Raw genomic sequence first — 24,986 nt, forward strand, 5'->3', positions numbered from 1 at the left:
TCCCGGCAGCGCTGCTTTTTCCGTTTTTGTTCATAACCTTGACGCCTGCAGTGGTGGAAAGGGGTTGTCGTCCGCCCGGCGGAATGGCATGACCTTTTCAGCCAAGCTGCGACCGCTTTTTCGAGTCGCGGACACCGGTTCAGGGGGCCAAATTGACCGAAAACCTCATGGTAGCGCTCAGCAACAGATGACCGATGCCAAGCAGCAGGTCCTGAAAGAGGTTTTCGGCTTCGACGACTTTCGGCCGGGCCAGGCCGATATCATCGACACCCTGCTGGCGGGCCGTTCCGCCCTTGCCGTCATGCCCACCGGGGCCGGCAAGTCGCTGTGCTTCCAGGTTCCCGCCCTGGTGCTGGGAGGCCTCACAATCGTGGTTTCCCCCCTCGTCGCCCTGATGCAGGATCAGGTCGCGGCGCTGCGCCTGGCCGGGGTTGAAGCGGAAACCATCAATTCCTCGCGTTCACGCGAAGACAACATCGCTTCCTGGCGGCGTGTCGCGGCGGGGGAAACGCGCCTGCTTTACCTGGCGCCGGAACGCCTGATGACGGAGCGTATGCTCACCGCCCTGGAGCGCCTGGACGTCAGGCTGATTGCGGTCGACGAGGCGCATTGTATCTCTCAGTGGGGCCCGGCCTTCCGACCGGAATACGAGGATCTTGCGCGATTGCGGGAAATCTTCCCCGGCGTACCGATTGCAGCGCTCACCGCCACCGCCGACGCCACCACCCGCAAGGATGTGGTCGAACGGCTCTTTGGCAATCAGGCGGAGAGTTTCGTCCTGGGCTTCGACCGGCCGAACCTGCAGCTTGGTGTCGAGGTAAAGCGCACCTGGAAAAACCAGCTGCTCGCCTTCGTCCAACGCTACGAGAGTGCGAGCGGGATCGTCTACTGCCTGTCGCGCCGCAAGACCGAAGAGGCTGCGGCCTTCCTGGCCGAAAACGGCGTGAAGGCGCTGGCCTATCACGCCGGCATGGATAAACAGCTGCGCGATGCCAACCAGAATGCCTTCATGACCGATGACGGTGTGGTCATGGTGGCGACGATCGCCTTCGGCATGGGCATCGACAAACCGGACGTGCGTTTCGTCTTTCACTGCGATCTGCCCGCCTCCGTCGAAGCCTACTATCAGGAGATCGGCCGCGCCGGGCGCGACGGCCAGCCGGCGGAGGTGCAGATGCTCTATGGGCTGGACGATATCCGCATGCGCCGCGTCTTCATCGAACAGGAAGACGGCGGCGACGACCGCCGGCGGCGCGAGCACCAGCGCCTCGACGCGCTGATCGGATACTGCGAGTCGCCGAGCTGCCGGCGGCGGCTGCTTCTCGAATACTTCGGCGAAACCATGGAGAACTGCGGGAACTGCGACCTCTGCCGCAACCCGGTGGAACTCAGCGACGGCACGGCGGAGGGGCAGAAAATCCTGGCCGTGATAGACCAGACCGGCCAGCGCTTCGGCGTCGGCCACATCGTCGACATCCTGCGTGGGACAACGACGGAGAAAGTCACCAAGGCTGGCCACGACAGGCTGCCCGGCTTCGGCGCCGGCGCCGAGGGCAAGAAAGAGGCCTGGCGCTCCTTCCTGCGTCAGCTCGTCGCCGCCGGGTTCCTGCGTCTGGATATCGCGGGCTATGGCGGCCTGGGGATCACCTCAAAGGGGCAAGCCCTGCTGCGCGGCGAGGTGCCGTTCCACTATCGCCTCGACCGTATCGCAACCGGCGGCGGAAAAGCCGTCCGCAGCCGATCAAAAGCGCCGGAACAGGATATGACAACCGTGCAGTCGGACCTTCTTCACAAGCTGAAGGAGCTTCGCCTGCGCCTGGCCAAGGACCGCGGTGTTCCCGCCTATGTCATCTTCCCCGACCGGACCCTGATCGACATGGCGCGGCGGCAGCCGCAGACACATGATGAGTTCGCCGAGGTAAACGGCGTAGGCGCAGCCAAACTACGCGACTTCGCCGATATCTTCCTGGGCGAAATCGCCGGCGCCGGTTAGGCGACCGAACTTTCGGCCTCGCTGCTCAGACCGCCAAGTTTTTCGACGAAGGCGGCGATCTCACTCACACCCTGTCCCGCCTTCACCTGGGCAAAAACGAAAGGCCGTTCGCCCCGCATCTTCCTGGCGTCCCGGTCCATGACCTCCAGGCTGGCACCGACCAGAGGCGCAAGATCGGTTTTGTTGATGACCAGCAGATCGGAGCGGGTGATGCCCGGCCCGCCTTTGCGCGGAATCTTATCGCCCGCCGACACGTCGATCACGTAGATCGTGATATCCGCCAGTTCCGGGCTGAAGGTCGCCGCCAGGTTATCCCCGCCGGATTCAATGAGCACCAGGTCGAGCCCCGGAAAGCGCGCCGACATGTCGGCAACGGCGGCCAGGTTGATCGAGGCGTCCTCGCGGATCGCGGTGTGGGGGCAGCCACCGGTCTCGACGCCCATGATCCGTTCCGGCGGCAACGCGCCGGAGCGGGTCAGGAACTCCGCATCCTCGCGCGTATAGATGTCGTTGGTGATGGCGGCGATGTCGTAGCGCGGCGCCAGGGCCTTGCAGAGCGCATCCATCAGCGCCGTCTTGCCGGAACCGACGGGCCCGCCGATGCCGACCCTGAGAGGGCCTGTTGCGGAAACAGTCATGAGCGGAACAACCTCGTGTATTGGGTTTCGTGTTTCATGGCGGCGAGATCGGCGAGAACCGCCGCGCCGCCCAGGTCTTCCAAAGAAGCATCCAGCGCCGCCTCAACTGTTTCGGCAATCGCCGGCTCCAAAGCCGCCGTTACCCGCTGGCCGTCGCTCTGTCCCAAAGGAACGAGACGAACCCCGGCCGAGACCAGATTGGCCGCGAAGCCGTGGAGAAAGGCATGGAGACTCGCCCGCAGCGGCAGCCCATGGCCGGCAGCGGCCACGCCGACAACGACGGGATAGACCAGAGGGCCCTGCCAAGCGGCCTTCAGGCAATCCAGGGCCGGACAAGGCCAGGCGTCCGCCGTCGCCATCGCAAAGGCGCGACCCTGAGCCGCCGTTTCAAGCTGCCGCTCAGACGACGCAGCAAAGGCCGCCGCCAGCGCGGCGACTTGCGCCAGCGCCGCCGGGTCTTCAGCCGCCTCGAAGGCATGGCGGAAGAGGATGGCATCGTTGCGCCCGGAACCAAGCATCAGAAGATCGGTGAGCCAGCTCCGCAGCCCGGCGGCATCGGTCACAGTTTCCTGCTCGACCACGAACTCCAGGCCGTGAGAGTAACTGAAAGCGCCCACAGGATAGGACGGCGACAGCCATGTCATAAGGCGATAGAGCCCGGCGGCGTTCAGCCCCTCAGTCATGGTGTTCGTGCCCCTGCACAGAGCCATGCCCATAGGCGCCCCCTTCCGGATCGAAGGGTGCCTCGATCAGTTCGGCGCGCGCACCCAGTTTGGTGAGCATCTCGAGAATGACATGATCCTCGCGAATTCTGAGGCAATCGCCGAGAATCTGGGTCGGCAGGTGACGATTGCCGAGATGCCAGGCAATGCGGACCAGATCGATACCGGCGCCGGCCCGCACCTCTATCAGGCGTTCCGACGCCGCCACCACAGCGACGATACCGCCCTCCTCCAGTACCAGTCCGTCGCCGTCCGCAAGGGCAACGGCCTTCGGCAGGTCGAGCAGAAACGCCACACCGGTCTGACCGTGCATGGCGATGCGCCGGCGGTGGCGCGCATCGAAATCCAGAATCACGGAATCGCAGGCCTCCACCAAGGGCCAGGTTCCCGCCGCTTTCACCGATGTCGCCCGTAACATGAGCATAAGCCTAGAACAGGAAATAGCGTTGCGCCATGGGCAACGCTTCCGCGGGCTCACAGGTCAGCAACTGACCGTCGGCGCGCACCTCATAAGTCTCCGGATCGACCTCGACCTCAGGCGTGTAGTCGTTCAGGACCATATCCTTTTTGGTTACCTTACGGATGCCGGAAACCGCGAGCACCTTGCGCGCAAGACCGAGCTGGCGCCCGAGATCCGCTTCGGCGGCCGCCTGGGAGACGAAAGTGACGGCGCTCTCGGTCATCGCCCGGCCGAAGCCGGCGAACATCGGGCGATAGTGAACCGGCTGCGGGGTCGGGATCGAGGCATTGGGATCACCCATGGCCGCTGCGGCAATAGTGCCGCACTTCAACACGATATCGGGCTTCACACCGAAGAACATGGGCTTCCAGAGCACCAGGTCGGCAAGCTTGCCGACCTCGATGGACCCCACTGCATCGGCAATGCCATGGGTCAGCGCCGGATTGATGGTGTACTTGGCGATGTATCGCCTGACCCGGAAGTTGTCGTTGTCGCCCTTTTCTTCGGGCAGGGCACCGCGCTGCTTCTTCATTTTGTCGGCGGTTTGCCAGGTGCGGATGACCACCTCCCCGACGCGGCCCATGGCCTGACTGTCGGAGGCGATCATCGAAAAGGCACCGAGGTCGTGGAGGATATCTTCCGCCGCAATGGTCTCCCGCCGGATACGGCTTTCGGCGAAGGCAAGATCCTCCGGGATCTTCGGGTCCAGGTGATGGCAGACCATCAGCATGTCGAGATGCTCGTCCACCGTGTTCACCGTGAAGGGCCGTGTCGGGTTGGTCGAGGACGGCAGGACGTTCAACTCTCCGCAGACCTTGATGATGTCGGGCGCGTGGCCGCCACCCGCCCCTTCGGTATGGAAGGCGTGAATCGTCCGGCCCTTGAAGGCGGCGATGGTGTTCTCGACGAAACCGGACTCGTTCAAAGTGTCGGTGTGGATGGCCACGCCGATATCCATCTCGTCGGCTACCGAAAGACAGGTGTCGATGGCCGAGGGCGTGGTGCCCCAGTCCTCATGCAGCTTCAAGGCACAGGCACCGGCCTGGATCTGTTCGATCAGGGCGTCCGGTTTGGAGGCATTGCCCTTGCCGAAGAACCCGAGGTTCATGGGAAAGCCCTCTGCCGCCTGCAGCATGCGGCTGAGATGCCAGGGACCCGGCGTCGCCGTCGTGGCGTTGGTGCCCTCCGCCGGCCCCGTCCCACCGCCCAGCATGGTGGTGATGCCGGAATAGAGCGCGTCTTCCATCTGCTGCGGGCAGATCCAGTGGATGTGCGCGTCGATGCCACCGGCGGTGAGGATGCGCCCCTCACCGGCGATGGCTTCCGTCCCCGGGCCAATGACGATATCGACGCCGGGCTGCACGTCGGGATTGCCGGCCTTGCCGATGGCGGCGATCCGCCCGTCCTTCAGACCCACGTCGGCTTTGACGACGCCCCAGTAATCGACGATCAGGGCATTGGTAATCACCGTGTCGACAGCCCCCTGGGCGCGGCTGGCCTGGGACTGGCCCATGCCGTCGCGGATCACCTTTCCGCCGCCGAACTTCACTTCTTCTCCGTAGGTTGTGCGGTCTTCCTCAACTTCGATAACAAGGTCTGTGTCGGCCAGACGAACGCGGTCGCCGGTTGTCGGGCCGAACATGGCGGCATAGGCCGCGCGGTCGATCTTCTGCGGCATGTCTCTAGTCCTCCAGCGGCCCGTTGACCTTGGCGTTGAAGCCGTGGACTTCGCGCGCACCGGCATAGGCAATGAGGGTCACCTCACGGCTCTGGCCGGGCTCGAAGCGCACCGCCGTGCCGGCGGCGATGTCGAGCCGGCAACCCAGCGCCCTGTCGCGGTCGAAGACCAGGGCCTCGTTGGTTTCATAGAAGTGGTAGTGGGATCCGACCTGCACCGGGCGGTCGCCGCTGTTGGCAACCAGCAGGGTGATGGTCTCCCGCCCCTCATTCAGCAGGATGTCGCCCTCGGCAACCATGATTTCTCCGGGTATCATTTCGAGTACCCTCCCTAACGGATCGGCTGATGGACGGTCACCAGCTTGGTGCCGTCGGGAAAGGTTGCCTCGACCTGGATCTCGTGGATCATTTCGGCAATGCCGTCCATGACCTGATCGCGGGAGATAACCGTGCCGCCGTCGCGCATCAGCTCGGCGACGGAGCGGCCGTCGCGCGCACCCTCCACAACGTAGTCGGAGATCAGGGCAATAGCCTCCGGGTAGTTCAGCTTGCAACCCCGGCCCAGCCGGTTGCGCGCGACCATGGCGGCGACCGAGACAAGCAGCTTGTCTTTTTCCCGTGGTGTCAGGTTCACCCTTTCCTCCTCCTTGCTTTGATTTCCTGTTCGCTTACAGATGCCAGAGGCGCGGCAGCTCTGCCGGCAAACCGGCCAGATACGCCCGTGCCGCCGCCCAAAAACCGCCATAACTCCCGCGAACAGCCCGGGCCTCCCCCAGAAAACGCCCGACGATCACCCCGTTGACGGCGGTCAGGGCGTGCCGGGAACCCTCGTCTTCCTCCGGCAGCAGATCCCGAAGCGCCGCCAGCTGTTCGGCCGCATCGTCGGCCACGAAGATCACGCTGGCAAAGGCCGTGACACCGCCAAGACAGGCGCTGGAAACCAGCGGCCGCTGCAGATCGCCCTCCAAGTGCAGGGCGTCGGCCCAGACGAGCCGCCCCCCGGAATGCAACTGCCAGGCATCGCGAATCAGACCGCGGGTGAGCGTTTCGCCCGAGGCGCTGCGGCCGAAGACCAGGAACTCGCCGGCCAGCACCCGGCTGCCCGCCTCGACCTCCAACCGCGTCTCGCGCCGCAGGCGCGCGCCCTCGAAAAGGATCGTTTCCTGGGGCAGCCACTCCAGCCAGGCGCCCGGCGACGCTCTCAGGCTGACGCCGATGCGGCTGTCGGCGCCGATCGAGCGATAGACCTTCTCCGCCGCCTGGGGATAGACGCGCAGCTGTGCATCAGCATCTGCCGTTACAGCGACATCTAAACAGTCACCGCCGACGATCCCGCCGGAGGTTGTGATGAGACTGGCTTCGAAAATGTCGCCGCGTGCCGGCCGCGGCAGACGCAGCGACAGGGGATCACGCTGATGCAGATCGACCAGCCGCGTTACGCCCGCCTCGGCGCGGACCGAAAGCGCCGCCTCGCCGCGAACCGCGGCCCGGCGCAGTGCCACCACGGGAGCAGCGGCCGGCTCGACCGGTAAAAAATCAGACGGCGATGTAGCGACGGACATCGGCCTCGACCATTTCATCTCCCCGCCCGGACAAAACGATCTCGCCCCGGTCCATGACAGCATAGCTGTCTGCCAGGTCTCTGGCGAAGTCGAAATACTGTTCGACCAGAACGATGGCCATATCGCCCCGGCTGGCCAGCAGACGGATCACCCGCTCGATGTCCTTGATGATGGAGGGCTGGATGCCCTCGGTCGGCTCGTCCAGCACCAGCAGGCGGGGCCGCATGACCAGTGCGCGGGCGATGGCGAGTTGCTGCTGCTGCCCGCCGGAGAGGTCGCCTCCGCGCCGACCCAACATCTCCTTCAACACCGGAAAAAGCTCGAAGATCTCCGCCTCCACCCGGCGTTGTCCCCGGGGCAGCGCGGCATAGCCTGTCCGCAGGTTCTCCTCGACCGACAGCAGCGGAAAGATCTCTCGCCCCTGAGGCACGAAGGCGATGCCGCGTCTGGCGCGCTGATGCGGCGGTACGCCATTTAGAGTCTCATCTTCCCAAAGGATGGACCCGGCCTTTACCGCCTGCTGGCCGGCGATGGCACGCAGCAGGCTGGTCTTGCCGACACCGTTACGGCCGAGAACGCAGGTCACCTCGCCTTTAACCGCGTTGAGGCTGATCTTTCGCAGCGCCTGGCTGGCGCCGTAGAAGAGATCGATGTCCTGAACCTGCAGCATCTTTCCGTCAGCGCCCGAGATAGACTTCGATAACGTCGCGATTGTTCTGCAGGCTGTCGAGAGAGCCTTCGGCCAGGACCGAGCCTTCGTGCAGCACCGTCACATGACAGTCCAGCGCGCGGATAAATTCCATATCGTGCTCCACCACCACGACGGAGTGGGAGCGTGCGATCTCCTGCAGCATGACAGCCGTCTTCTCGGTTTCCGCGTCGGTCATCCCTGCCGCCGGTTCGTCCACCAGCAGCAGTTCCGGGTCCTGCATCAGCAGCATGCCGATCTCCAGCCACTGTTTTTGCCCGTGGGACAGGTTGCCGGCGCGTTGGCCGCGAAAGTCCGTCAGGGCGATACGCTCTAAAACTTCGTCGATCCGCTCAAGCTGCGCTTTGCCCAAGCGCGCAAAGAGGCCGGCGAAGACGCGGCGGTTGCCTTTCAGGGCCAGATCCAGGTTATCGAGGACGCTCTGGCTCTCGAAAACCGTCGGTTTCTGGAATTTGCGGCCGATCCCCAGATTGGCGATGGCGGCTTCGTCGAGCTTGGTGAGATCGACCGAGCCATTGAAGAAGAGTTGCCCGCTGTCAGGCCTGGTCTTGCCGGTGATGACATCCATCATCGTGGTCTTGCCGGCGCCGTTTGGGCCGATGATCGCGCGCAACTCCCCCGCCACAACATAAAGGCTGAGGTTATTCAGCGCCTTGAAGCCATCGAAGCTGACTGATACGCCGTCCATATAGAGGATCGTATCCGCCGCCGCTTGAGACGCTGCCCGCTGTTCCACGGGCACAGCTTCCGTGTCGGGTAATGGTGAGACGGCCTCACTCACCCGGCACCTCCCTCTGGAAAGGGTTTCGCATTATCGCTACCGGCAGGCGGTCCCGGAGACTCGACAGGGACCCGATGATTCCCTTGGGCAGGAAAACGGTCACCGCGATAAACAACCCACCGAGGAAGAACAGCCAGATCTCCGGCAGCGCGCCGGTCAGATAGGTCTTGGCGTAGTTCACCAACACAGCGCCCAGAATTGCGCCATGCAGGTAGCCGCGACCGCCGACCGCGACCCAGATCACGATCTCGATGGACTGCGCCGGGGAGAACTCGCTGGGATTGATGATCCCCACCTGGGGAACGTAGAGCGCCCCGGCGAGACCCGCCAGCATGGCCGAAAGCACAAAGACGAAGAGTTTGTAGAACTCCACTCTGTAGCCCAGGAAGCGCACGCGGCTCTCGGCATCGCGGATCGCAATCAGGACGCGCCCGACCTTTGAGCAGATGATCCAGCGGCAGAGCAGATAGCCAAGCGCCAGGGTGACCGCAGAGGTGGCAAAGAGCGCCGCACGGGTGCCGTCGGCCTGCAGGTTGAAACCCAGCAGCTCCTTGAAATCCGTCAGGCCGTTGTTGCCACCGAAACCCATATCGTTGCGGAAGAAGGCGAGCAGCAGCGCGAAGGTCATCGCCTGGGTGATGATCGAGAGGTAGACCCCGGTCACCCGGGAGCGGAAGGCCAGCCAGCCGAAGACCAGGGCCAGCAGGCCGGGCACCAGCACCACCATCAGCAGGGCGAAGGGAAAAGAGTCGAAGCCGTACCAGTACCAGGGCAATTCCTTCCAATCGAGAAACACCATGAAATCCGGCAGGTCCGGATTGCCGTAGACCCCGCGGTCGCCGATCTGGCGCATCAGGTGCATGCCCATGACATAGCCGCCCAGCGCGAAAAAAGCGCCGTGACCAAGGCTTAAGATGCCGCAGTAACCCCATATCAGGTCGACAGAAAGCGCCAGCAGGGCAAAGCAGAGATATTTGCCCATCAAGCTGACCAGATAGGTCGGCACATGAAAGAACGAGCCCGGCGGCACTGCGAGATTGAGCAGCGGAACGAGAACCGCAACGGTCAGCAGCAGGCCCAGGGTAATCCTGCTGCCCAGCGGCGACAGCAGGCGGCCGTGATCGTTGGAAAGCAACATGATCTAGCTCTCCACCGCGCGCCCGCGCAGGGCGAAGAGGCCGCGCGGGCGCTTTTGGATGAACAGGATGATCACCACCAGCACGATGATCTTGCCGAGCACCGCACCGGCGTAGGGTTCCAGGAACTTGTTCACCAACCCCAGGGAAAGGGCGCCGACCAGCGTGCCCCAGAGGTTGCCGACTCCGCCGAAAACGACCACCATGAAACTGTCGATGATGTAGCCCTGGCCCAGGTTGGGGCTGACGTTGTCGATCTGGCTGAGCGCGACCCCCGCCATGCCGGCAATGCCGGAGCCCAGGCCGAAGGTCATGGCATCGACCCAGCCGGTACGAATGCCCATTGAGGATGCCATGGGGCGGTTTTGGGTAACCGCGCGCATCTGCAGCCCGTAGCCGCTGAAACGGATCAGCGCCATCAGCAGCGCAAAGACCATCAGGGCGAAGAGGATGATCCAGAGTCGGTTATAGGTCAGGGTGAGACCGCCGGCGACTTCCCAAGCCCCGCTCATCCAGGCCGGATTGCCGACTTCGCGGTTGGTCGGCCCGAAAATGCTGCGCACCATTTGCTGCAGAATGAGGCTGAGCCCCCAGGTGGCCAGCAGGGTCTCCAGCGGCCGGCCATAGAGGAAGCGGATGATGCCGCGCTCGATCCCGATGCCGACAAGTCCGGTTACGAGAAAGGCGGCGGGAATCGCCACCAAGAGGGAGTAGTCGAAGGCGCCGGGAAAGGAGGCGCGAAACACCTCCTGCACCGCAAAGGTGGTGTAGGCGCCGATCATCACCATCTCGCCATGGGCCATGTTGATGACGCCCATGACACCGAAGGTGATGGCCAGGCCGATGGCGGCGAGCAGCAGGACCGATCCCAGGCTGATACCCTGAAAAATGCTGGCGATGACGCCATTGAAGGCAAGCGTCGCCTCGATGGCTTTAAGGGTCTCGGCAGCAGCGGCGCGAACATCGGCGTCACGCTCCGCCGGCTGCCCTTCGCCATCGGTGACCAGCAGCCCGGAAACAAGGGCGCGGACATCCGGGTCGGCAAAGGCTTCCAGTGCCTTCAGGGCGGTAATCCGCGTGACTTTATCATCGGCCGTCGCCAACTCCGTGGCAGCCAGCGCTCGGCCGAGGCGGGCTGCAACCTTGGGATCGCTCTCGCGCACCAGGGCCGCTTCCAGCGGGGCGATCATGTCGGCCTGGGCCGACCGGAAAACCGCATCGGCGGCATGCCTGCGTGCTGCCGGGTCGGCACTTGCCAGCGTCAAAGCGCCGAGACCGGCCTTCACCGCCTGGCGCAGCCGGTTGTTGATTCTCACTTTCCGCAGCGCGCGCTTGCCGACTTCGCCCAGCGCCTCGCCGGTCATCGCATCGAAAATGCGATAGCCCGCCGCGCGGTCCTCGGCAATGACGATGCGGTCGTCCTCTTTCACTTCGAAAAGACGACCGGCCAGAAAAGCCTGGAGGATCGGTACCGCGCGCTCATGGCCATCAGCGGCCAGGCTCTCCACCGCCGCCGCCTTGATGGCGTTCGACTTGTCGGTCAACGCCTGAAGGTCTTCCGCCAAGCCGGCCAAGGCGACCGACGGCAGCAGAAGGACGATCAGTGCCGCCAGCAGCCTCAACCTGAATACCTTGAACAAGGCGGGCATCGATCGGCATTCCCTAAAGTGACTAAAGTGGATGGCAGGCGGGCCCGGCGAACGGGCCCGCCCCCAGTCCGTCAGATGCTAGTTAGCCGTTACGTACTTCGGCGCTTCGCAGTTGCCGCAGACCCAGGGATAGGTCCAGTCGGCGGTCAGCTTGGCGCTTTCCGGAATGAAATCGCTCCAGGCATCGCCGACCACTTCCTTGTCGGTCGACCAGACGGTCTCGATCATGCCGTCGTCCTGGATTTCACCGATCAAGACCGGCTTGGAGAGATGATGGTTCGCGTTCATCACCGCAGTGCCGCCGGTCAGGTTCGGCACCGTCTGGCCGTACATGGCCTGACGCACCGCATCGACGTCTGTACTGCCGGCCTGCTTGACGGCCTGGGCCCACATCTTGAAGCCGATGTAGGTCGCCTCCATCGGGTCGTTGGTGACACGGTCTTCGTTGCCGATGAAGGCGTGCCACTGCTCGATGAAGCCGTCGTTCACATCGGACTCGACGCTCATGAAATAGTTCCAAGCCGCCAGATGACCAACCAGCGGGCCCGTATCGAGCCCGGCAAGTTCCTCTTCGCCCACAGAGAAGGCCACCACCGGGATTTCCTCGGCCTTGATGCCCTGGTTGCCCAGTTCCTTGTAGAACGGCACGTTGGCGTCGCCGTTGATGGTGGAGACCACCGCGGTCTTCTTACCTTGCGAGGCAAAACCCTTTACATCTGAGACAATGGTCTGCCAGTCGGAATGGCCGAAGGGCGTGTAGTTCTCCATGATGTCATCGTCGGAGATGCCCTTGTCGTTCAGGAAAGCACGCAGGATCTTGTTGGTCGTGCGCGGATAGACGTAGTCGGTGCCCAACAAAACGAAACGCTCGGCCCCGCCACCGTCCTCGCTCATCAGGTACTCGACTGCCGGGATCGCCTGCTGGTTCGGCGCCGCCCCGGTGTAGAAAACGTTGCGGGAACTCTCTTCGCCCTCGTACTGCACGGGATAGAACAGCAGGCCGTTCAGCTCCTCGAAGACCGGCAGAACCGACTTGCGGGACACCGAGGTCCAGCACCCGAAGACCGCGGCCACCTCCTCGCCCTCAAGCAGTTCACGCGCCTTCTCGGCAAAAAGCGGCCAGTCGGATGCCGGATCGACCACCACCGCCTCGACCCTTTTGCCCAAGAGACCGCCGTTCTTGTTCAATTCATCGACCATCATCAGGACCGTGTCCTTCAGTGTGGTCTCAGAGATCGCCATGGTTCCTGAAAGAGAATGGAGCACCCCGACTTTGATGACATCGTCGGCCGCCTGGGCCGCCGTACCGCCGGTGACAGCGACAGCCAAAGCTGCAGCGCCTATCGCCCCCCTGATTACGGATTTCATTGCTTGGACTCCGCTAGAAGTTGATGTTGCACTGCAAAATATTGCTAAACAAAGACACAGTCTGTCAAGTTGATTGATAAAAAATACTCTTCATTCGTAAGTATTTATCTTTTCTATTATTAGTTCTTTACAATAGAAAACCAGCGCAAAAGTGAAATCACCTTTACGTTATCTTCTTCAATCACTTTCAGGCGCGGCCTTGAATTTCCCTCTCACCCGAACCTTCAGCGGTCAGCTTGACGATCAGCCCGGTACCGCCTATTGCCCTGAGGACGGATCGCGAGATCCGCTAGAGGCTGATGTTGCACACTTGAGGCCTCTCGGCCTCCAGGGATTCTGTAGGATTCCTGGAGGTCATCCGACCGCCGGTTCGCGTTCCCGAGCTCTCTTCCCCCCTACTCCCTGTCGTTTATGATCTTCACCATCTCTTCCAAACCCACGTCGCGCCGCTCCCGCAGCGAGACATAGGCAAAAACCATGTCGGCGCGCTCACGGATCATGTTCGCCGGGAACGGCAGATAGACCAGTTCTTCCGCGCTGAAGGCCGGCGATGCCGTCGCCACCTGATAGGCGTAGCGCAGTTCCACATCGACCAGCCGGAGCGTCGACCCGTCCGCGCCGTGAAGGTGCTGCGGAATACGGGCCATGCGCAGAAAACTTGCTTTATCTTCCGCCGCATCGAAGCCATCCATCAGGGCATCGGCGAGCAGAGAGTCGTCGTCGCGCTGCCGGCTCGGCGATGCACCCTTGGGACCTTCGTGGGGATGGGAATGCAGATGCTCGTGATCAGGCGGATGGTTGTGGCCCTGCGCAGGCTCGGTCCGTACTGGGCGCGCCATCACGCCGCCTCCCCGGAAAAGTCGACCGGCTTGTCGATGATCCCGCGATGCGCGCCCATCTTGCCGTGGGATACCAGGGTCCCCAGCACATCGACCATCACCCGGGTGGCAAAGAGCGAGGTAATATCGGAGGTGTCGTAGGGCGGAGAGACCTCGACCACCTCCATCCCGCAGATGCCTTCAGCGGCAACCTTGCTGACCAGGCTCAGCGCTTCGCGCGGCAGGAAACCTCCGGGCTCCGGCCAGCCGGTTCCCGGCACGAAGCCGCAATCGACAGAGTCGATATCGAAGCTGAGGTAAACCGCATCGGCGTCCTTCCAGGCCGTCTCCAGCGCAATCTCCGCCACCTTGTCGAGGCCGAGTTCTTCGACGTCCGACATCGTGATGATGGTGGTGTCGCGCTTGCGCGCCTCAACGACAGCTTCACGCGGCACCTGCCAGCCGCCGATGCCGATCTGCACGAGGTTGGTCGCCGGCACATTTTCCAGGTTGGTGGCGTGGAACCACGGCGTCGTGTGCATCCGCTCATCCAGGTCCTTCTCCTGGATATCGGCGTGCCGGTCGAAATGGATGATTCCGATTTTCTTCGAGGTGCACTGAGCAATGCCGCGCACCGTGGCAAAGCCGATGGAGTGGTCGCCGCCCATGATTATCGGCAGAGCGCCGGAAGAGAAAACATGTCCGACGGCACGCGAAACCTGATCGAAGGTCTTTTCAATGTTCGCCGGAATGGTGAAGACGTCGCCGACGTCGCAGAGCGTCGTCTGCTCACGAAGGTCGACGCCCATTTCATAGTTGTAGGGGGTGTAGAGGGCCGAGATGCGCCGGATCCCCTGCGGCCCGAAGCGGGTGCCCGGGCGGTAGGTCGTGCCGCCGTCAAAGGGAACACCCAGCGCTGCCGCATCGTAGTTGCCGACCTTGGCGACATCCTCGATATAGGGCGCCTTCAGGAAGGTGTTGATGCCGGCGTAGTGCGGCAGTTCGCCCCGGGCAAAGGTGGAGATGCCCCTGTCATCGATGCTCTCCGCGGCGGCAAGGCCAACCTTCACCGCCCACTGCCGCTCCTTCTGCCAACCATCCTCCGGCAGATCCGCTTCTTTTTGCGCCGCACGCCAACCCTGCAGCTGCATTTTGTCGAAGTCAGGATGGTGGTATCGGCGGCCCTCCGCCCTGGAAGTCATGGTTCCCGCCACGGCGGTGGTCCGCCGGCAGGGATCAGTGCAAAACATCTCTAGGTCCTTCGTTCCCGAAAATCGGTTTATGGGGTGGTTCTTCGTTGGAGGCCGCTTCGATCAACTCGGGCGGCAAACTGCGGCGGTCGTCGAGCGGCAGGTCGTAGGTAATGGTCGCGCCATAGGCTTCCGGTGCATGGGGGTCCCAGCGCAGCTTGTCGAAAACCAGAAGGCGGGTGCCCAGCTTGAAACCCTCTTTCAAGTCATGGGTGACCATGAAGACGGTCATCTTCTCCTCCTGCCAGAGCGCCAGGATGATCTCGTGCATACGCGCACGGGTGCCCGGGTCGAGCGCACCGAAAGGCTCATCCAGCAGCAGCACCTTGGGTTTTGAAATGATCGCCTGGGCAATGGCGAGGCGTTGCTGCATGCCGCCGGAAAGCGTCTTGGGATAAGCATCCCTGACGTGGGACAGGCCAACCCGCTCCAGCAGATGTTCTGCCTTGTCTTTCGTGGCCCGGCGCTGCGCCCCGAAGAGCCGCCCGAGGAGCCGGGACGACCTGATCTCCAAGGGCAGGATCAGGTTCTCCATCACCGTCAAATGCGGAAAGACCGAATAACGCTGAAAAACGACACCACGGTCCGCCGTCGGCTCATCGGCCAGCGGCGCGCCATCCAAATGGATCTCACCGCGACTGGGCTTTTCCTCGCTCAACAGCAAACGCAGGAACGTCGACTTGCCACAGCCGCTGGCCCCCACAATGGCGCAGAACTCCTGCTCCGCCACCTCCAGGTTTATCCGCTCCAGTACAGTATGATCACCGTAGGTCTGGCTCAGGTTGCGCACGGCGATCAGGCTCATTGCCGCTGCTCCTCAGGCATCCAGTCAAAAGCCCGGCGCGACAGCCGCCGCAGCAGGAAGTCGAGCATGAAGGCCAGCAACGTGATCCAGGCGACGTAGGGCAGGATCACATCCATGGCGAGATAGCGCCTGACCAGGAAAATCCGGTAGCCCAGGCCCTCGGTCGCGGCAATCGCTTCGCCCGAGATGAGGAACAGCCAGGCCGGGCCGAGTGAGAGCCGCAGCCCGCCGATGAGGCGCGGGAGGATTTGGGGCAGGACCACCCTGGTGGCGATCTGCCAGGTTGAGGCACCAAGCGTCTGGGCCTTGACGAGTTGCTCGCGCGGCAGCGCGGCCACCGACATGGAAAGATCGCGCATTAAGAACGGCGTAATACCGATCACGATGAGCGTCACCTTGGCCAGCTCGCCGAGGCCGAAGACGATGAACAGGATCGGCAGGACCGCCAAGGGCGGGACCATCGACAACGCCGCCACCAGCGGCGCGAAGGCCGCCCGCACCATTGGCAGAAGTCCGATCGCCACGCCGGCCGAGAGGCCGATGCCGGTAGCGATCACAAGACCCAGGCAAAGACGCAACAAGCTCGCGGCTGTATCTGCCCATAGGATGTAGGTTCCCTTGCGTGAATCGGGTTGGAAGGCCAGACGGTCGATGGCCTCAGTGAAACTCTGAAGCGACGGCAGCAGCTTGTCCGCAGGGTTAATCGAAAGACGGGCGTCGGAAGCGGCAAGATAAACCGCGGCCAGGACGACGAACGGCAAGGCGCCGAGCAAAAGCTGCAGGCCGCGTCCCGGCCGCCGGTTGATCACCCGCCCCATCGTGCTGTCGCCGGTCCCTTCTTGCCTGCCTAGAGCGCGCCTTCTGCCGCCATGCCCATGAAATCCGCATCGAAGCGAAGCTTGGTGTTCGCCTGATCACCCAGCGTCGCGCCTGACGGAAAGGTCATGCCGACGTAGTCGGGGCTTGGCGCACCTTCGCCCAGGATGCCGTGATCGAAGAGGAACCTGCGCACCACATCCATGGTCTTCATCAAGTCTTCGCTCTTGGCAAAGGCGATGGCCTCAGCCGGTTCATAGAACATCCTGGTCGTCGCCAACTGCGCCTCATAACCGGCAAGATCGGTGCCCGACTTTTCACCCATAAAGGTGCGGGCCGCCTTGCCGGCTTCATCATCCGCAGACATGACGGCCATGGTTTCGTACCAGGCGCCGACCAGGGCTTTGCCGAAGTCCGGGTTGTCGTTCAGTACCTCGGTATTCACGACCATCATGTCGATGATCTCTCCGGGGATATCGGCGGAGGTATAGAGCAGCTTCGCCCCGGGCTCCGCCGCGATTTCGCTCAGCAATGGATTCCAGGTGACCACGGCTTCCACATCGGCGGTCTTATAGGCTGCCACCATGTCCGCGTCGGATGTGTTGACGACGGTCAGTTCCCGCTCAGTCAGCTTGGCGCTGTCCAGCGCGCGGGCCAGCAGATAGTGGGAAACCGAAAGTTCGACCAGATTGACGTTTTTGCCCTTCAGCGCCGCAATGTCGCCCTCGCCCTTCACCACAAGGCCGTCGTTGCCGTTGGAGAAGTCGCCGATGATCAGCGCCGTGGAATCGAGCCCGCCGCCGGCCGGAATGCTGAGCGCATCCATGTTGGTCATGACGGTGCCGTCGAAAGCACCGGCGGTGAACTGGTTGATGGACTCGATATAGTCGTTGATCTGGACGACCTCGATCTCGATGCCGTACTTGTCGGCCCATTTCTTCACGATGCCCATCTCGTCGGCGTAGGCCCAGGGCATCCAGCCGACGTAGATCGACCAGGCGATACGAAAGCTCTCCTTCTTGGCGGCCTGGGCCGGTTGCAGTGTCGCCGCAAGAGCGAGAAGAAAGAGCCCTAATAGCAATCTGCTGGATAGCAGCTTTCTGGAAAGGATTCGCAGCACGCCAAACCTCCTGTTCGATCTCGTTTCGCCGTTCTGAGGTCGAAAACAGGCAAAGAGAATTCCTGAAGACGGCCACAGACCTCTTGCAGTGATCTCCCGGGATTTTGGCCCGCCGTGGCTCCGGGTTGATGTTCCCGGAGTGCATCTCTCGGACCAGACACCGTCGCTTTCGACGGTCGGAACCCTAGACGCCCTGCGTCCGGACCATCCGCAAACAACGTGCCAGTTCAGCGCTAAGCTCCGGGGTCTTGGAAAAGTACGAAAAAGCTGGCGTAATGAGCTGCATGCCTACAAACATTTGTAATATAACGATTATTACGAATGCATAGAAATTGGGCAGAGGTTCATCGACGCCCAATCGTTAGGCAGGCAGGTATCCCGCGACCGCCTGGATCAAGATGCTGGCGGACGAAGAAGCCGGCGCGGACCTGCTCACGGACCTGGCCTTGGCGCCCCCCCCCCCACCGTCGACAACGTTATGCGGGTTCACTCCCTGCGCCCGAATACCATGCGGGGTCATGTCGCGCTTTATCGCGCAGCGCTCCAACGACGAGATCAACAGCCTGCCGACCTGGCTGCAGGAAACCGTCTCGTCCTATGTCTCGATCCTCAACGACTGCCCCTATTCCCTTGCCAACCATTGGGCCAATGCCCGTCACCTGATCGCCGACGATCAACGCGCCGACGTCATCGAAGCGGCCTTGAAAAGCGACGCACCGGAGAATGCCTTTGACGGCGCAGAACTGGCCATCATGCGCTATGCAAGAAAGCTGATCCGCACGCCCGGACAGATGGCCCAGAGCGATGTCGCGGCCATGCGCGATACCGGTCTGGACGACGGCCAAATTCTCGAGGTCAACCAGATCGTCGGCGACTTCAACTACGTCAACCGACTGTTGAACGGCCTTGGCGTGACGACCGAGGGTGATGTCGTCGGTTATTACGCAAAGCCGGAAACAACCTAGCGGCCCGCCATTCAGGCCTCGTTGCGATACGCAAAGGACCTGCCGAAACGCCAGGTAAGATAGTCGCCGCAGGTGATCGGCTCATAGTCGGTTTCGACCCCCGTACCGAACACCTGTCGCGGATCGACCAGGATCTGCGGCGCCGGATCGTAAGCCAGCACCAGCGAAAGCCTTTCACGGCCTGAGGTGTTGATCACCCGGTGCGGTGTCGAACGGTAGCATCGTTGGTCCAGCAGGCGAGAAGGTCGCCGACGTCGACGATGGGGACGGCGCTTCGATCAAGCGGTTCGGCGGTCGCAGGGGTCATCACGGCGGCAATCTCTGCTGAATGTGACTTGCCACCGCTTCCTATCACCGAATCCGGCTTCATTCAAACGAAGCGGCCCAGGTCCCTCCTTCCATTACCCAGGCCCCTTCCCTTACAGGGTGGATCGGTCTAATGGTGTTCTTATGAGCGAGCTTGAGGATTCCCCGGCTTTTCTGACCACCAAGGAAGTGGCGGCACTGCTGCGCGTGAAGGAGCGCAAGGTCTACGACATGGCGGCTGAGGGCGATATTCCCTGCCGCCGCCTGACCGGCAAGCTGCTTTTTCCAAGGGTTGAGCTGGAAGCCTGGCTGGCCGGCGCCCCCGCCCCCCAGCCCGAGACAACCATAACCGGTGCCAACACCGGCACCGCCAATGTCATCGCCGGCAGCCACGATCCGCTGTTGGACTGGGCGATCCGGGAGTCCGGCTCCGGCATGGCGAGCTTCTTTGACGGCTCCCTCGACGGCTTGGCGCGCGTGGCCTCCGGCGAAGCTGCTGCCGCCGGCATTCATGTCTTCGAACCGGAACGAGACGGCTGGAACCGCGACCACGTTGCCTCGGAACTCGCCGGCCGTCCGGTGGTCCTGGTGGAATGGGCAAAGCGCCAGCGCGGCCTGATCGTTGCGCCCGGCCTGGCACAGGAAATCTCCGAGGTTGCAGACCTGCGTGGCCGCCGTCTGGTCCAGCGCCAGGCAACGGCGGGCACCGCCCTGTTGATGCGCCATCTCCTGAAAACCGCAGGCATCGGCGAGAACGAGATTACCCTGCTTCCCGAACTGGCCCGCACCGAAACCGATGCCGCCGCCGCGGTGGCCGGCGGCCAGGCCGATGCCGCCCTGGGCCTTCAGTCCATGGCCCGGCAATTCGGCTTGCCCTTTGTTGCGACCATCGAAGAACGCTTCGATCTGGTTGTCGACCGGCGAAGCTGGTTTGACCCCCCCCTGCAGAAACTGCTGGCGTTCAGTCGTACGACCGCCTTCGCCGAGAAGGCAGCCGGATTAGGCGGCTACGACATTACCGGGCTCGGCAAGGTGCACTGGAATGGGGCTTAGCTCATCCGGGCGTTGGGGAAGAAAAGCTGCTGGCCGTCGCGGGTGTAGTCGGCGATGGCGGACTGGCCGTCGTCGGAAAGGATCCAGTCGATAAACTGCTGGCCGAGATCCGCCTTCACGTTGTCGCAGATCTCGGGATTGACCAGGATCACGCCGTACTGATTGAACATCCGCTCATCGCCCTCAACGGCGATCTTATGGTCGCCCTTGTTGGCGAAGGCGATCCAGGTCGCCCGGTCGGTCATCGCATAGGCGCCCATGCCGACCGCGGTGTTCAGGGTGGCGCCCATACCGGAGCCGGTTTCCCGGTACCAGCCGCCGCTGTCGCCGCTGGGATCGACGCCGGCCGCTTTCCACAGCGCCAGTTCCTTCTTGTGAGTGCCGGAGTCGTCGCCGCGCGAAGCAAAGGCCGCCGAGGTCTGCTTGATCTTCGCCAAGGCCGCCGTCACGTCTTTGCCGCCGGCAACACTCGCCGGATCGGCGGCCGGGCCGACGATGACGAAATCGTTGTACATCACATCGGCGCGGCTGACGCCGTAGCCTTCGCTGACGAATTTCTGCTCCGAGACCTTGGCATGGACCAGCAGCACATCGCCGTCGCAGTTCTGCGCGTTCTTGATCGCCTGCCCCGTTCCCACAGCCACCACCCGCACCTCGATACCGGATTTCTCCTGAAACTTCGGCAGCAGGTGGTCATAAAGGCCGGAATTCTGAGTCGAGGTCGTCGACTGGACGATGATGAAGTCGTCCGCGGCCAGGGCGCTGCCCTGCATCAGGGACGCGGCTGCAAGCACTGGGATCGCAAACCTTAGGGCCTTCACTAGCATCTCGTTATCACCTTTTTGGTTGATTGCATTGGTTGATTGCAGAAGTCAAAGAAGCAGGTCGCCGGCCAGGTAAGCCTTGGCTTCGGCGGTCTTCGGCGCCTGGAAGAAACGCGCGGCGGGCGCGGCCTCAAGCAGGCGCCCTTTGTGCAGGAAACAGATGTCGTCGGCCAGACGCCCGGCCTGGCCCCGGTCGTGGGTGACCAGGATCACGCGAACCCCCGCGGCAACGGCGCGCGCCACCAGCGTCTCGATAGCAGCCGTCGCCTGCGGGTCGAGGCTCGCCGTCGGCTCGTCCAGCAGCAGGTATTTCGGATTAGCGGCCAGGGCGCGGACCATGGCTACGCGCTGCTGCTCGCCGCCGGAAAGAACCCGGGCCGGCCGCTCCGCCAAAGGCTCAAGCTGCCCCAGGGCCAGCAAGTCCGCCAGACGTGCAGGCCTTTCCCGGCGCGGCGTGCCGAAGGTCTTCAACGCATGATCGAGATTGGCCCTGACAGAACGGCGCAGCAGCACCGGCTTTTGAAAGACCAAGGCAATCTGCTGCGGCAGGGGCACCCCTTCGGCAAAACGGATGCGGCCCGCGGTCGGCGCGATCAATCCCGCGATCAGCCGCAGGGTCAGGCTCTTACCCGCGCCGTTCGGGCCCATGAAGGCTGTTACGCCCTTCGGACCCAGGGGCAGGCTCAAGCGGTCGATCACCGCCTTGCCGCCACGCTCCAACACCACATCGTCCAGCAGGATCGCGGGGGGCGATGCTTTCTCGTCGCCGAAGTCTATGGCCAGCACCTCAGGCATAGGCCATGCGCTCCGCCGTGCGGCGCAGCCCCATCAGGCCCGCGTTGATCAGGATGGAGAGACATACCAGGATAATTCCAAGGCCGAGCGCCAAAGCCAACTCTCCCTTTGACGTTTCCAGCGCGATCGCCGTGGTCATGACACGGGTCACATGGTTGATGTTGCCGCCGACGATCATCACCGCCCCTACTTCCGCCAGGGCGCGGCCGAGACCGGCCAGCGCCGCCGTCAACAGCGAGTAGCGGGCATCCCAAAGCAAGGTCGCGACGGTACCGAGACGGCTGGTTCCCAGGGAACGCAACAGTTCGTCATATTCGCCGTGCAGGTCCTCGATCACCTGACGGGTCAGGGCCGCCACGATGGGCGTCACCAGGATCGCCTGGGCGATGATCATCGCCGTCGGCGTATAGAGCAGTTGCAGAACGCCGAGCGGGCCGGCGGAGGACAGCAGCAGATAGACCGCCAGGCCCACCACCACCGGCGGCAGGCCCATCAGGGCGCTTACCAGCACCACCAGGGCCGCGCGTCCCGGGAAACGGCCAACGGCCAACAAGGCACCCAGCGGCAGCCCGATGGCGCAGGCAATCAGCACCGCGGAGAAGGTAACCCGCAGCGAAAGCCCGATGATCGCCATGAGCTCGGCATCGAGCCCGGCGATCAGCGCAAAAGCCTCGGCAAAAGCCGCCCCGAAGTCCTGCATACCCTATTCTCAGGCCGTTTATCTGATGAATCTATGCTTTATCATGCATTTTATGTCTTTTTCTCCGAATTGAGCAAGCCCGCAGCCGCCCGGCCTGCGACAAAGGCCGACCACGGTAGGGCTGAGACTGCAGGGTTTCAGGAAAGATGTCGGGATCTGATACCAAAGCGCGGCGCCGATCCGGAAGGATCGGACACCGCGCTTTGAGGCAGAGAAGCCTACTTCTGGTCGGCCCGGCGGAAACCGCCCTGTACGATGCGGTCGATGACCATGGCGCAGAACAGGATGGCGAAGCCGCCCAGCAGCCCGGGCCCCTTCGCCGCGTACTGCAGAGCTTCCAGGATCACCTTGCCGAGCCCCCCGCCGCCGATCAGCGAGATGATCACGACCATGGAGAGGCACATCAGGATGGTCTGATTGACCCCGGCCATGATCGACGGCAGGGCCAGAGGCACCTCGACATCCCTCAACAACTGCCAGCGGGTCGCCCCGAAAGCGGTCGCCGCCTCCTTGATGTTCTCCGGCACGCCGCGCATACCGAGCGCGGTCAGACGGATCACCGGCGGCATGCCGAAGATAATGGTCGCCAGGATGCCCGGCGGATTGCCGGTACCGAAAAAGGCAATGATCGGAATCAAGTAAACGAAGGCCGGCAGGGTCTGCATCAGATCAAGCACCGGCTCGGCGAACTTATAGGCGCGTTTCGACTTGCCGAACCAGATACCGAAGGGAATGCCGAAAGACACACAGATGATAACCGCCGCGCCGACCAGTGCGACGGTCTCCATGCTGATTTCCCAATACCCGAGAAAAGCGATGTAGGCCAGAGCACCCGCCGTGAAGATCGCAACCCGCGGCCCCGCGGCACGCCAGGCGACGACGCAAATCACTGCCATGACGACGGGCCAGGGCGTCCCAATCAAGGCGATCGTCAGGGCGTCGAGCACCGCGCGAACCGCGGCGACGATTGAATCGAAAGCCCCTGCGCCCCCCAGGGCGGCGGCGTCGATGTGCCCTTCCAGCCAGTTGGCCGTGTTGACGTAGTGGTCCTTATCCGCCGGGAAACTGTTGAGGAAATCAGGCGTCCCACTGATCGTAAACTTATACACCGTCAGCGGCGCGATGGTGAGAACAAGGACTATTCCCAGGATGAGGTTGCGCGGCTTCAAACCCGACTCCACATGATCGGGATCGATCCGCCAGCGCGAGTATTGCTTTTCATAGACGATGTTGGACCAGACACCCTGGAACAGCTTCAAGAGCAGCAGCAGGACAAGGCCGACAATCAGAATAGACAGCGCCTCCGCCTGGGCTGCATCGGCCGCCACTTGGCTGTTTTCGGCCGCCTTCGTCAGGTTGGCAGCGAGAGTTTCAAACCGGGCCGGGTCTTCGCCCGCCTGCCGCGCCTGATCGGCGCGCTCCAGAAATCCGGCTGCCCGCTCGCGCTGACGCTCCGCCCTTTCAAAGATGTCAGCACCCAGGTCGCCCCAGGCGCCCCGGCCGATCTGCACCCAGGCGATCATCTCCAGCAGCAGGAAGCCCCAGAAGAAACCCCAGACACCACGCATGGCGGCCCAAACAGGACCAAGAACCGCCGCCGCCAGATTGAACGTCAGGGGTACCGCCCCCGAAGACTCATGGATCTTGTGGAAGGCGGCGGCATAGTAGCCGCTGTTGCTTCCGGTGAACTCCGCAATCGAGGCATCCAGCGCCTCGCGATCGATCTCGATATCGGAAGCCGCAGTTACTGTAACATCGGTCATTCCTTGCCCCCCTGAATGCCGCGCAGCAACCGCGGTTTCGTTACCACCCCGACGTCGCGGCCCGATTCTGTGATTACCACGGGAAGGTCGCTGTCGACCGAGATGTCGATAAGCTGGTCGAGATCGGCCCCCTCGTCAGCACGCGGTGCGCCCTCCAGGCTGCCGTTGAATTTCTCCAGCGGTTGCATGATCGTATGGGCCTTTACCAGCTTCAGTTTCGATATGCCCTGGACGAACTCGCGAACATAGTCGTCGGCGGGGTTCGCTACGATCTCCTCCGGCGTGCCGATCTGCACGATGATACCGTCTTTCATGATGGCGATGCGATGGCCGATGCGGATGGCTTCGTCGAGGTCGTGGGTGATGAAGAGCGTGGTTTTCTGCAACTGCGCCACCAGCGCCTTGAACTGATCCTGAAGCTGCAGACGGATCAGCGGATCGAGCGCCGAGAAAGGCTCGTCCATCAGCAGGATTTCAGGGTCCGAGGCCAGCGCCCGGGCAATACCGACCCGCTGTTGCATCCCGCCCGACAGTTCCCTGGGCAAGCGGTCTTCGTAACCCACCAGATCGACAAGGGAGAGCGCATGATCAGAGATGGCCCAGCGCTTGGACTTAGTCACCTTTCGGATTTCCAGGGGATAGGCCACGTTGTCGCGCACGGAACGATGCGGCATCAGCGCCATATGCTGGAACACCATGCCGATGGTCTGCGCACGCACCTGGCGCAGTTCGCCCGGCGACATGTCATTCACATTCTGGCCGAGCAGCTCAATGGTTCCGGCGGTCGGCTCGATAAGACGATTTACGTGACGTACCAGAGTGGATTTGCCGGAGCCCGAAAGGCCCATAATGCAGAAGATCTCGCCACGGGGAACTTCAAAGCTCGCGTCCTGCACGCCGACGACACAGCCGAAACGTTCCAGAACTTCGGGCTTGGTCAGTCCCTCGGCCTTGATCGCGGCCATGGCCTCGTCGGCACGGGGGCCGAATACCTTCCAAACACCCGATACTTTAACAGCGGGGTCGGTCATAATATCACCTGCCTTCGTAAGAGAAATGCGGCCGCCAAGAGACTT

26 protein-coding genes and 1 riboswitch are annotated in these 24,986 nt (G+C 62.8%); of the genes, 3 read left to right on the forward strand and 23 right to left on the reverse strand.

From position 1 onward, the window contains the following. Positions 1-187 precede the first annotated feature (187 nt). Positions 188-1,993, forward strand: coding sequence for a DNA helicase RecQ (gene recQ / locus HBA54_RS12000; protein ID WP_167224783.1), 1,806 nt, complete (start codon positions 188-190; stop codon positions 1,991-1,993). Here the strand turns inward: recQ and ureG are convergent. The 17 genes from ureG to HBA54_RS12085 form a co-directional block, all read right to left on the reverse strand. After that, positions 1,990-2,631 (reverse strand): urease accessory protein UreG, encoded by a 642-nt coding sequence (gene ureG, locus HBA54_RS12005; RefSeq protein WP_167224785.1) that lies wholly within the window; start codon positions 2,629-2,631, stop codon positions 1,990-1,992. The two genes, recQ and ureG, sit on opposite strands and share 4 nt — an antisense overlap. Next, entirely contained in the window at positions 2,628-3,314 is a 687-nt protein-coding gene (locus HBA54_RS12010) for an urease accessory protein UreF (protein ID WP_240932645.1), read from the reverse strand. The genes ureG and HBA54_RS12010 overlap by 4 nt, the downstream gene beginning before the upstream one ends. Then, positions 3,307-3,771: an urease accessory protein UreE gene (locus HBA54_RS12015; RefSeq protein WP_167224787.1), complete on the reverse strand. Its 465-nt coding sequence runs from the start codon at positions 3,769-3,771 to the stop codon at positions 3,307-3,309. The genes HBA54_RS12010 and HBA54_RS12015 overlap by 8 nt, the downstream gene beginning before the upstream one ends. 10 nt (positions 3,772-3,781) lie before the next feature. After that, a complete protein-coding gene (gene ureC, locus HBA54_RS12020; RefSeq protein WP_167224789.1) occupies positions 3,782-5,491 on the reverse strand; it encodes an urease subunit alpha in 1,710 nt (569 codons plus the stop codon). A 4-nt stretch (positions 5,492-5,495) separates the two neighbouring features. Further along, positions 5,496-5,807: an urease subunit beta gene (locus HBA54_RS12025; RefSeq protein ID WP_167224791.1), complete on the reverse strand. Its 312-nt coding sequence runs from the start codon at positions 5,805-5,807 to the stop codon at positions 5,496-5,498. Positions 5,808-5,821: 14 nt separating this feature from the next. Then, entirely contained in the window at positions 5,822-6,124 is a 303-nt protein-coding gene (locus tag HBA54_RS29035; RefSeq protein WP_167224793.1) for an urease subunit gamma, read from the reverse strand. Between the two features lie 34 nt (positions 6,125-6,158). Continuing rightward, positions 6,159-7,052 (reverse strand): urease accessory protein UreD, encoded by an 894-nt coding sequence (locus HBA54_RS12035; RefSeq protein WP_167224795.1) that lies wholly within the window; start codon positions 7,050-7,052, stop codon positions 6,159-6,161. Then, positions 7,027-7,722: an urea ABC transporter ATP-binding subunit UrtE gene (gene urtE, locus HBA54_RS12040; protein ID WP_167224797.1), complete on the reverse strand. Its 696-nt coding sequence runs from the start codon at positions 7,720-7,722 to the stop codon at positions 7,027-7,029. The genes HBA54_RS12035 and urtE overlap by 26 nt, the downstream gene beginning before the upstream one ends. Before the next feature lie 7 nt (positions 7,723-7,729). After that, complete coding sequence (gene urtD, locus HBA54_RS12045; RefSeq protein WP_167225012.1) at positions 7,730-8,449, reverse strand: urea ABC transporter ATP-binding protein UrtD; 720 nt, start codon at positions 8,447-8,449, stop codon at positions 7,730-7,732. 85 nt (positions 8,450-8,534) lie between these two features. Next, positions 8,535-9,680 carry an urea ABC transporter permease subunit UrtC gene (gene urtC, locus HBA54_RS12050; RefSeq protein ID WP_167224799.1) on the reverse strand — a complete coding sequence of 382 codons (1,146 nt, stop codon included), beginning with the start codon at positions 9,678-9,680 and terminating at the stop codon, positions 8,535-8,537. 3 nt (positions 9,681-9,683) lie between these two features. After that, positions 9,684-11,327 carry an urea ABC transporter permease subunit UrtB gene (gene urtB, locus HBA54_RS12055; protein ID WP_167224801.1) on the reverse strand — a complete coding sequence of 548 codons (1,644 nt, stop codon included), beginning with the start codon at positions 11,325-11,327 and terminating at the stop codon, positions 9,684-9,686. Between the two features lie 78 nt (positions 11,328-11,405). Then, positions 11,406-12,695 carry an urea ABC transporter substrate-binding protein gene (gene urtA / locus HBA54_RS12060; protein ID WP_167224803.1) on the reverse strand — a complete coding sequence of 430 codons (1,290 nt, stop codon included), beginning with the start codon at positions 12,693-12,695 and terminating at the stop codon, positions 11,406-11,408. Between the two features lie 395 nt (positions 12,696-13,090). Next, positions 13,091-13,534 (reverse strand): hypothetical protein, encoded by a 444-nt coding sequence (locus HBA54_RS12065; RefSeq protein WP_167224805.1) that lies wholly within the window; start codon positions 13,532-13,534, stop codon positions 13,091-13,093. Then, the gene (locus tag HBA54_RS12070; RefSeq protein ID WP_167224807.1) at positions 13,534-14,715 is read right to left on the reverse strand and encodes an agmatinase family protein; all 1,182 of its coding nucleotides are present in this window, start codon (positions 14,713-14,715) and stop codon (positions 13,534-13,536) included. The genes HBA54_RS12065 and HBA54_RS12070 overlap by 1 nt, the downstream gene beginning before the upstream one ends. Positions 14,716-14,749: 34 nt before the next feature. Beyond that, positions 14,750-15,568 carry an ABC transporter ATP-binding protein gene (locus HBA54_RS12075; RefSeq protein WP_167224809.1) on the reverse strand — a complete coding sequence of 273 codons (819 nt, stop codon included), beginning with the start codon at positions 15,566-15,568 and terminating at the stop codon, positions 14,750-14,752. Beyond that, positions 15,565-16,386 carry an ABC transporter permease gene (locus HBA54_RS12080; RefSeq protein WP_167224811.1) on the reverse strand — a complete coding sequence of 274 codons (822 nt, stop codon included), beginning with the start codon at positions 16,384-16,386 and terminating at the stop codon, positions 15,565-15,567. The genes HBA54_RS12075 and HBA54_RS12080 overlap by 4 nt, the downstream gene beginning before the upstream one ends. A gap of 29 nt (positions 16,387-16,415) precedes the next feature. Next, positions 16,416-17,504, reverse strand: coding sequence for a putative urea ABC transporter substrate-binding protein (locus HBA54_RS12085; RefSeq protein WP_167224813.1), 1,089 nt, complete (start codon positions 17,502-17,504; stop codon positions 16,416-16,418). 91 nt (positions 17,505-17,595) lie between these two features. Beyond that, positions 17,596-17,703: riboswitch (guanidine-I (ykkC/yxkD leader) on the reverse strand. A 319-nt stretch (positions 17,704-18,022) separates the two neighbouring features. On the opposite strand from HBA54_RS12085, the gene HBA54_RS12090 reads away from it, so the two are divergent. Next, complete coding sequence (locus tag HBA54_RS12090; protein ID WP_205944600.1) at positions 18,023-18,469, forward strand: carboxymuconolactone decarboxylase family protein; 447 nt, start codon at positions 18,023-18,025, stop codon at positions 18,467-18,469. A gap of 11 nt (positions 18,470-18,480) precedes the next feature. Here HBA54_RS12090 and HBA54_RS12095 read toward each other — a convergent pair whose 3' ends face one another. Further along, the gene (locus tag HBA54_RS12095; protein WP_167224815.1) at positions 18,481-18,666 is read right to left on the reverse strand and encodes a hypothetical protein; all 186 of its coding nucleotides are present in this window, start codon (positions 18,664-18,666) and stop codon (positions 18,481-18,483) included. 253 nt (positions 18,667-18,919) lie between these two features. Between HBA54_RS12095 and HBA54_RS12100 the strand changes: the two genes are divergently transcribed. Beyond that, the gene (locus tag HBA54_RS12100) at positions 18,920-19,828 is read left to right on the forward strand and encodes a substrate-binding domain-containing protein (RefSeq protein ID WP_167224817.1); all 909 of its coding nucleotides are present in this window, start codon (positions 18,920-18,922) and stop codon (positions 19,826-19,828) included. On the opposite strand, the gene HBA54_RS12105 is transcribed toward HBA54_RS12100, so the two are convergent. The 5 genes from HBA54_RS12105 to HBA54_RS12125 form a co-directional block, all read right to left on the reverse strand. Beyond that, positions 19,825-20,622, reverse strand: coding sequence for an ABC transporter substrate-binding protein (locus HBA54_RS12105; RefSeq protein WP_322096032.1), 798 nt, complete (start codon positions 20,620-20,622; stop codon positions 19,825-19,827). The genes HBA54_RS12100 and HBA54_RS12105 overlap by 4 nt on opposite strands. Before the next feature lie 78 nt (positions 20,623-20,700). Further along, the gene (locus HBA54_RS12110) at positions 20,701-21,447 is read right to left on the reverse strand and encodes an ATP-binding cassette domain-containing protein (protein ID WP_167224819.1); all 747 of its coding nucleotides are present in this window, start codon (positions 21,445-21,447) and stop codon (positions 20,701-20,703) included. Beyond that, a complete protein-coding gene (locus HBA54_RS12115) occupies positions 21,440-22,147 on the reverse strand; it encodes an ABC transporter permease (protein ID WP_167224821.1) in 708 nt (235 codons plus the stop codon). Before HBA54_RS12115 ends, HBA54_RS12110 begins: the two co-directional genes overlap by 8 nt. A 218-nt stretch (positions 22,148-22,365) precedes the next feature. After that, positions 22,366-23,910: an ABC transporter permease gene (locus HBA54_RS12120; protein ID WP_167224823.1), complete on the reverse strand. Its 1,545-nt coding sequence runs from the start codon at positions 23,908-23,910 to the stop codon at positions 22,366-22,368. Continuing rightward, on the reverse strand, positions 23,907-24,941 hold the full coding sequence (locus HBA54_RS12125) for a quaternary amine ABC transporter ATP-binding protein (protein WP_167224824.1): 1,035 nt from the start codon (positions 24,939-24,941) through the stop codon (positions 23,907-23,909). The genes HBA54_RS12120 and HBA54_RS12125 overlap by 4 nt, the downstream gene beginning before the upstream one ends. Positions 24,942-24,986: the final 45 nt, after the last annotated feature.

The organism is Pelagibius litoralis, assembly GCF_011683915.1.
In the GTDB taxonomy this organism is placed as follows: domain Bacteria; phylum Pseudomonadota; class Alphaproteobacteria; order Kiloniellales; family Kiloniellaceae; genus Pelagibius; species Pelagibius litoralis.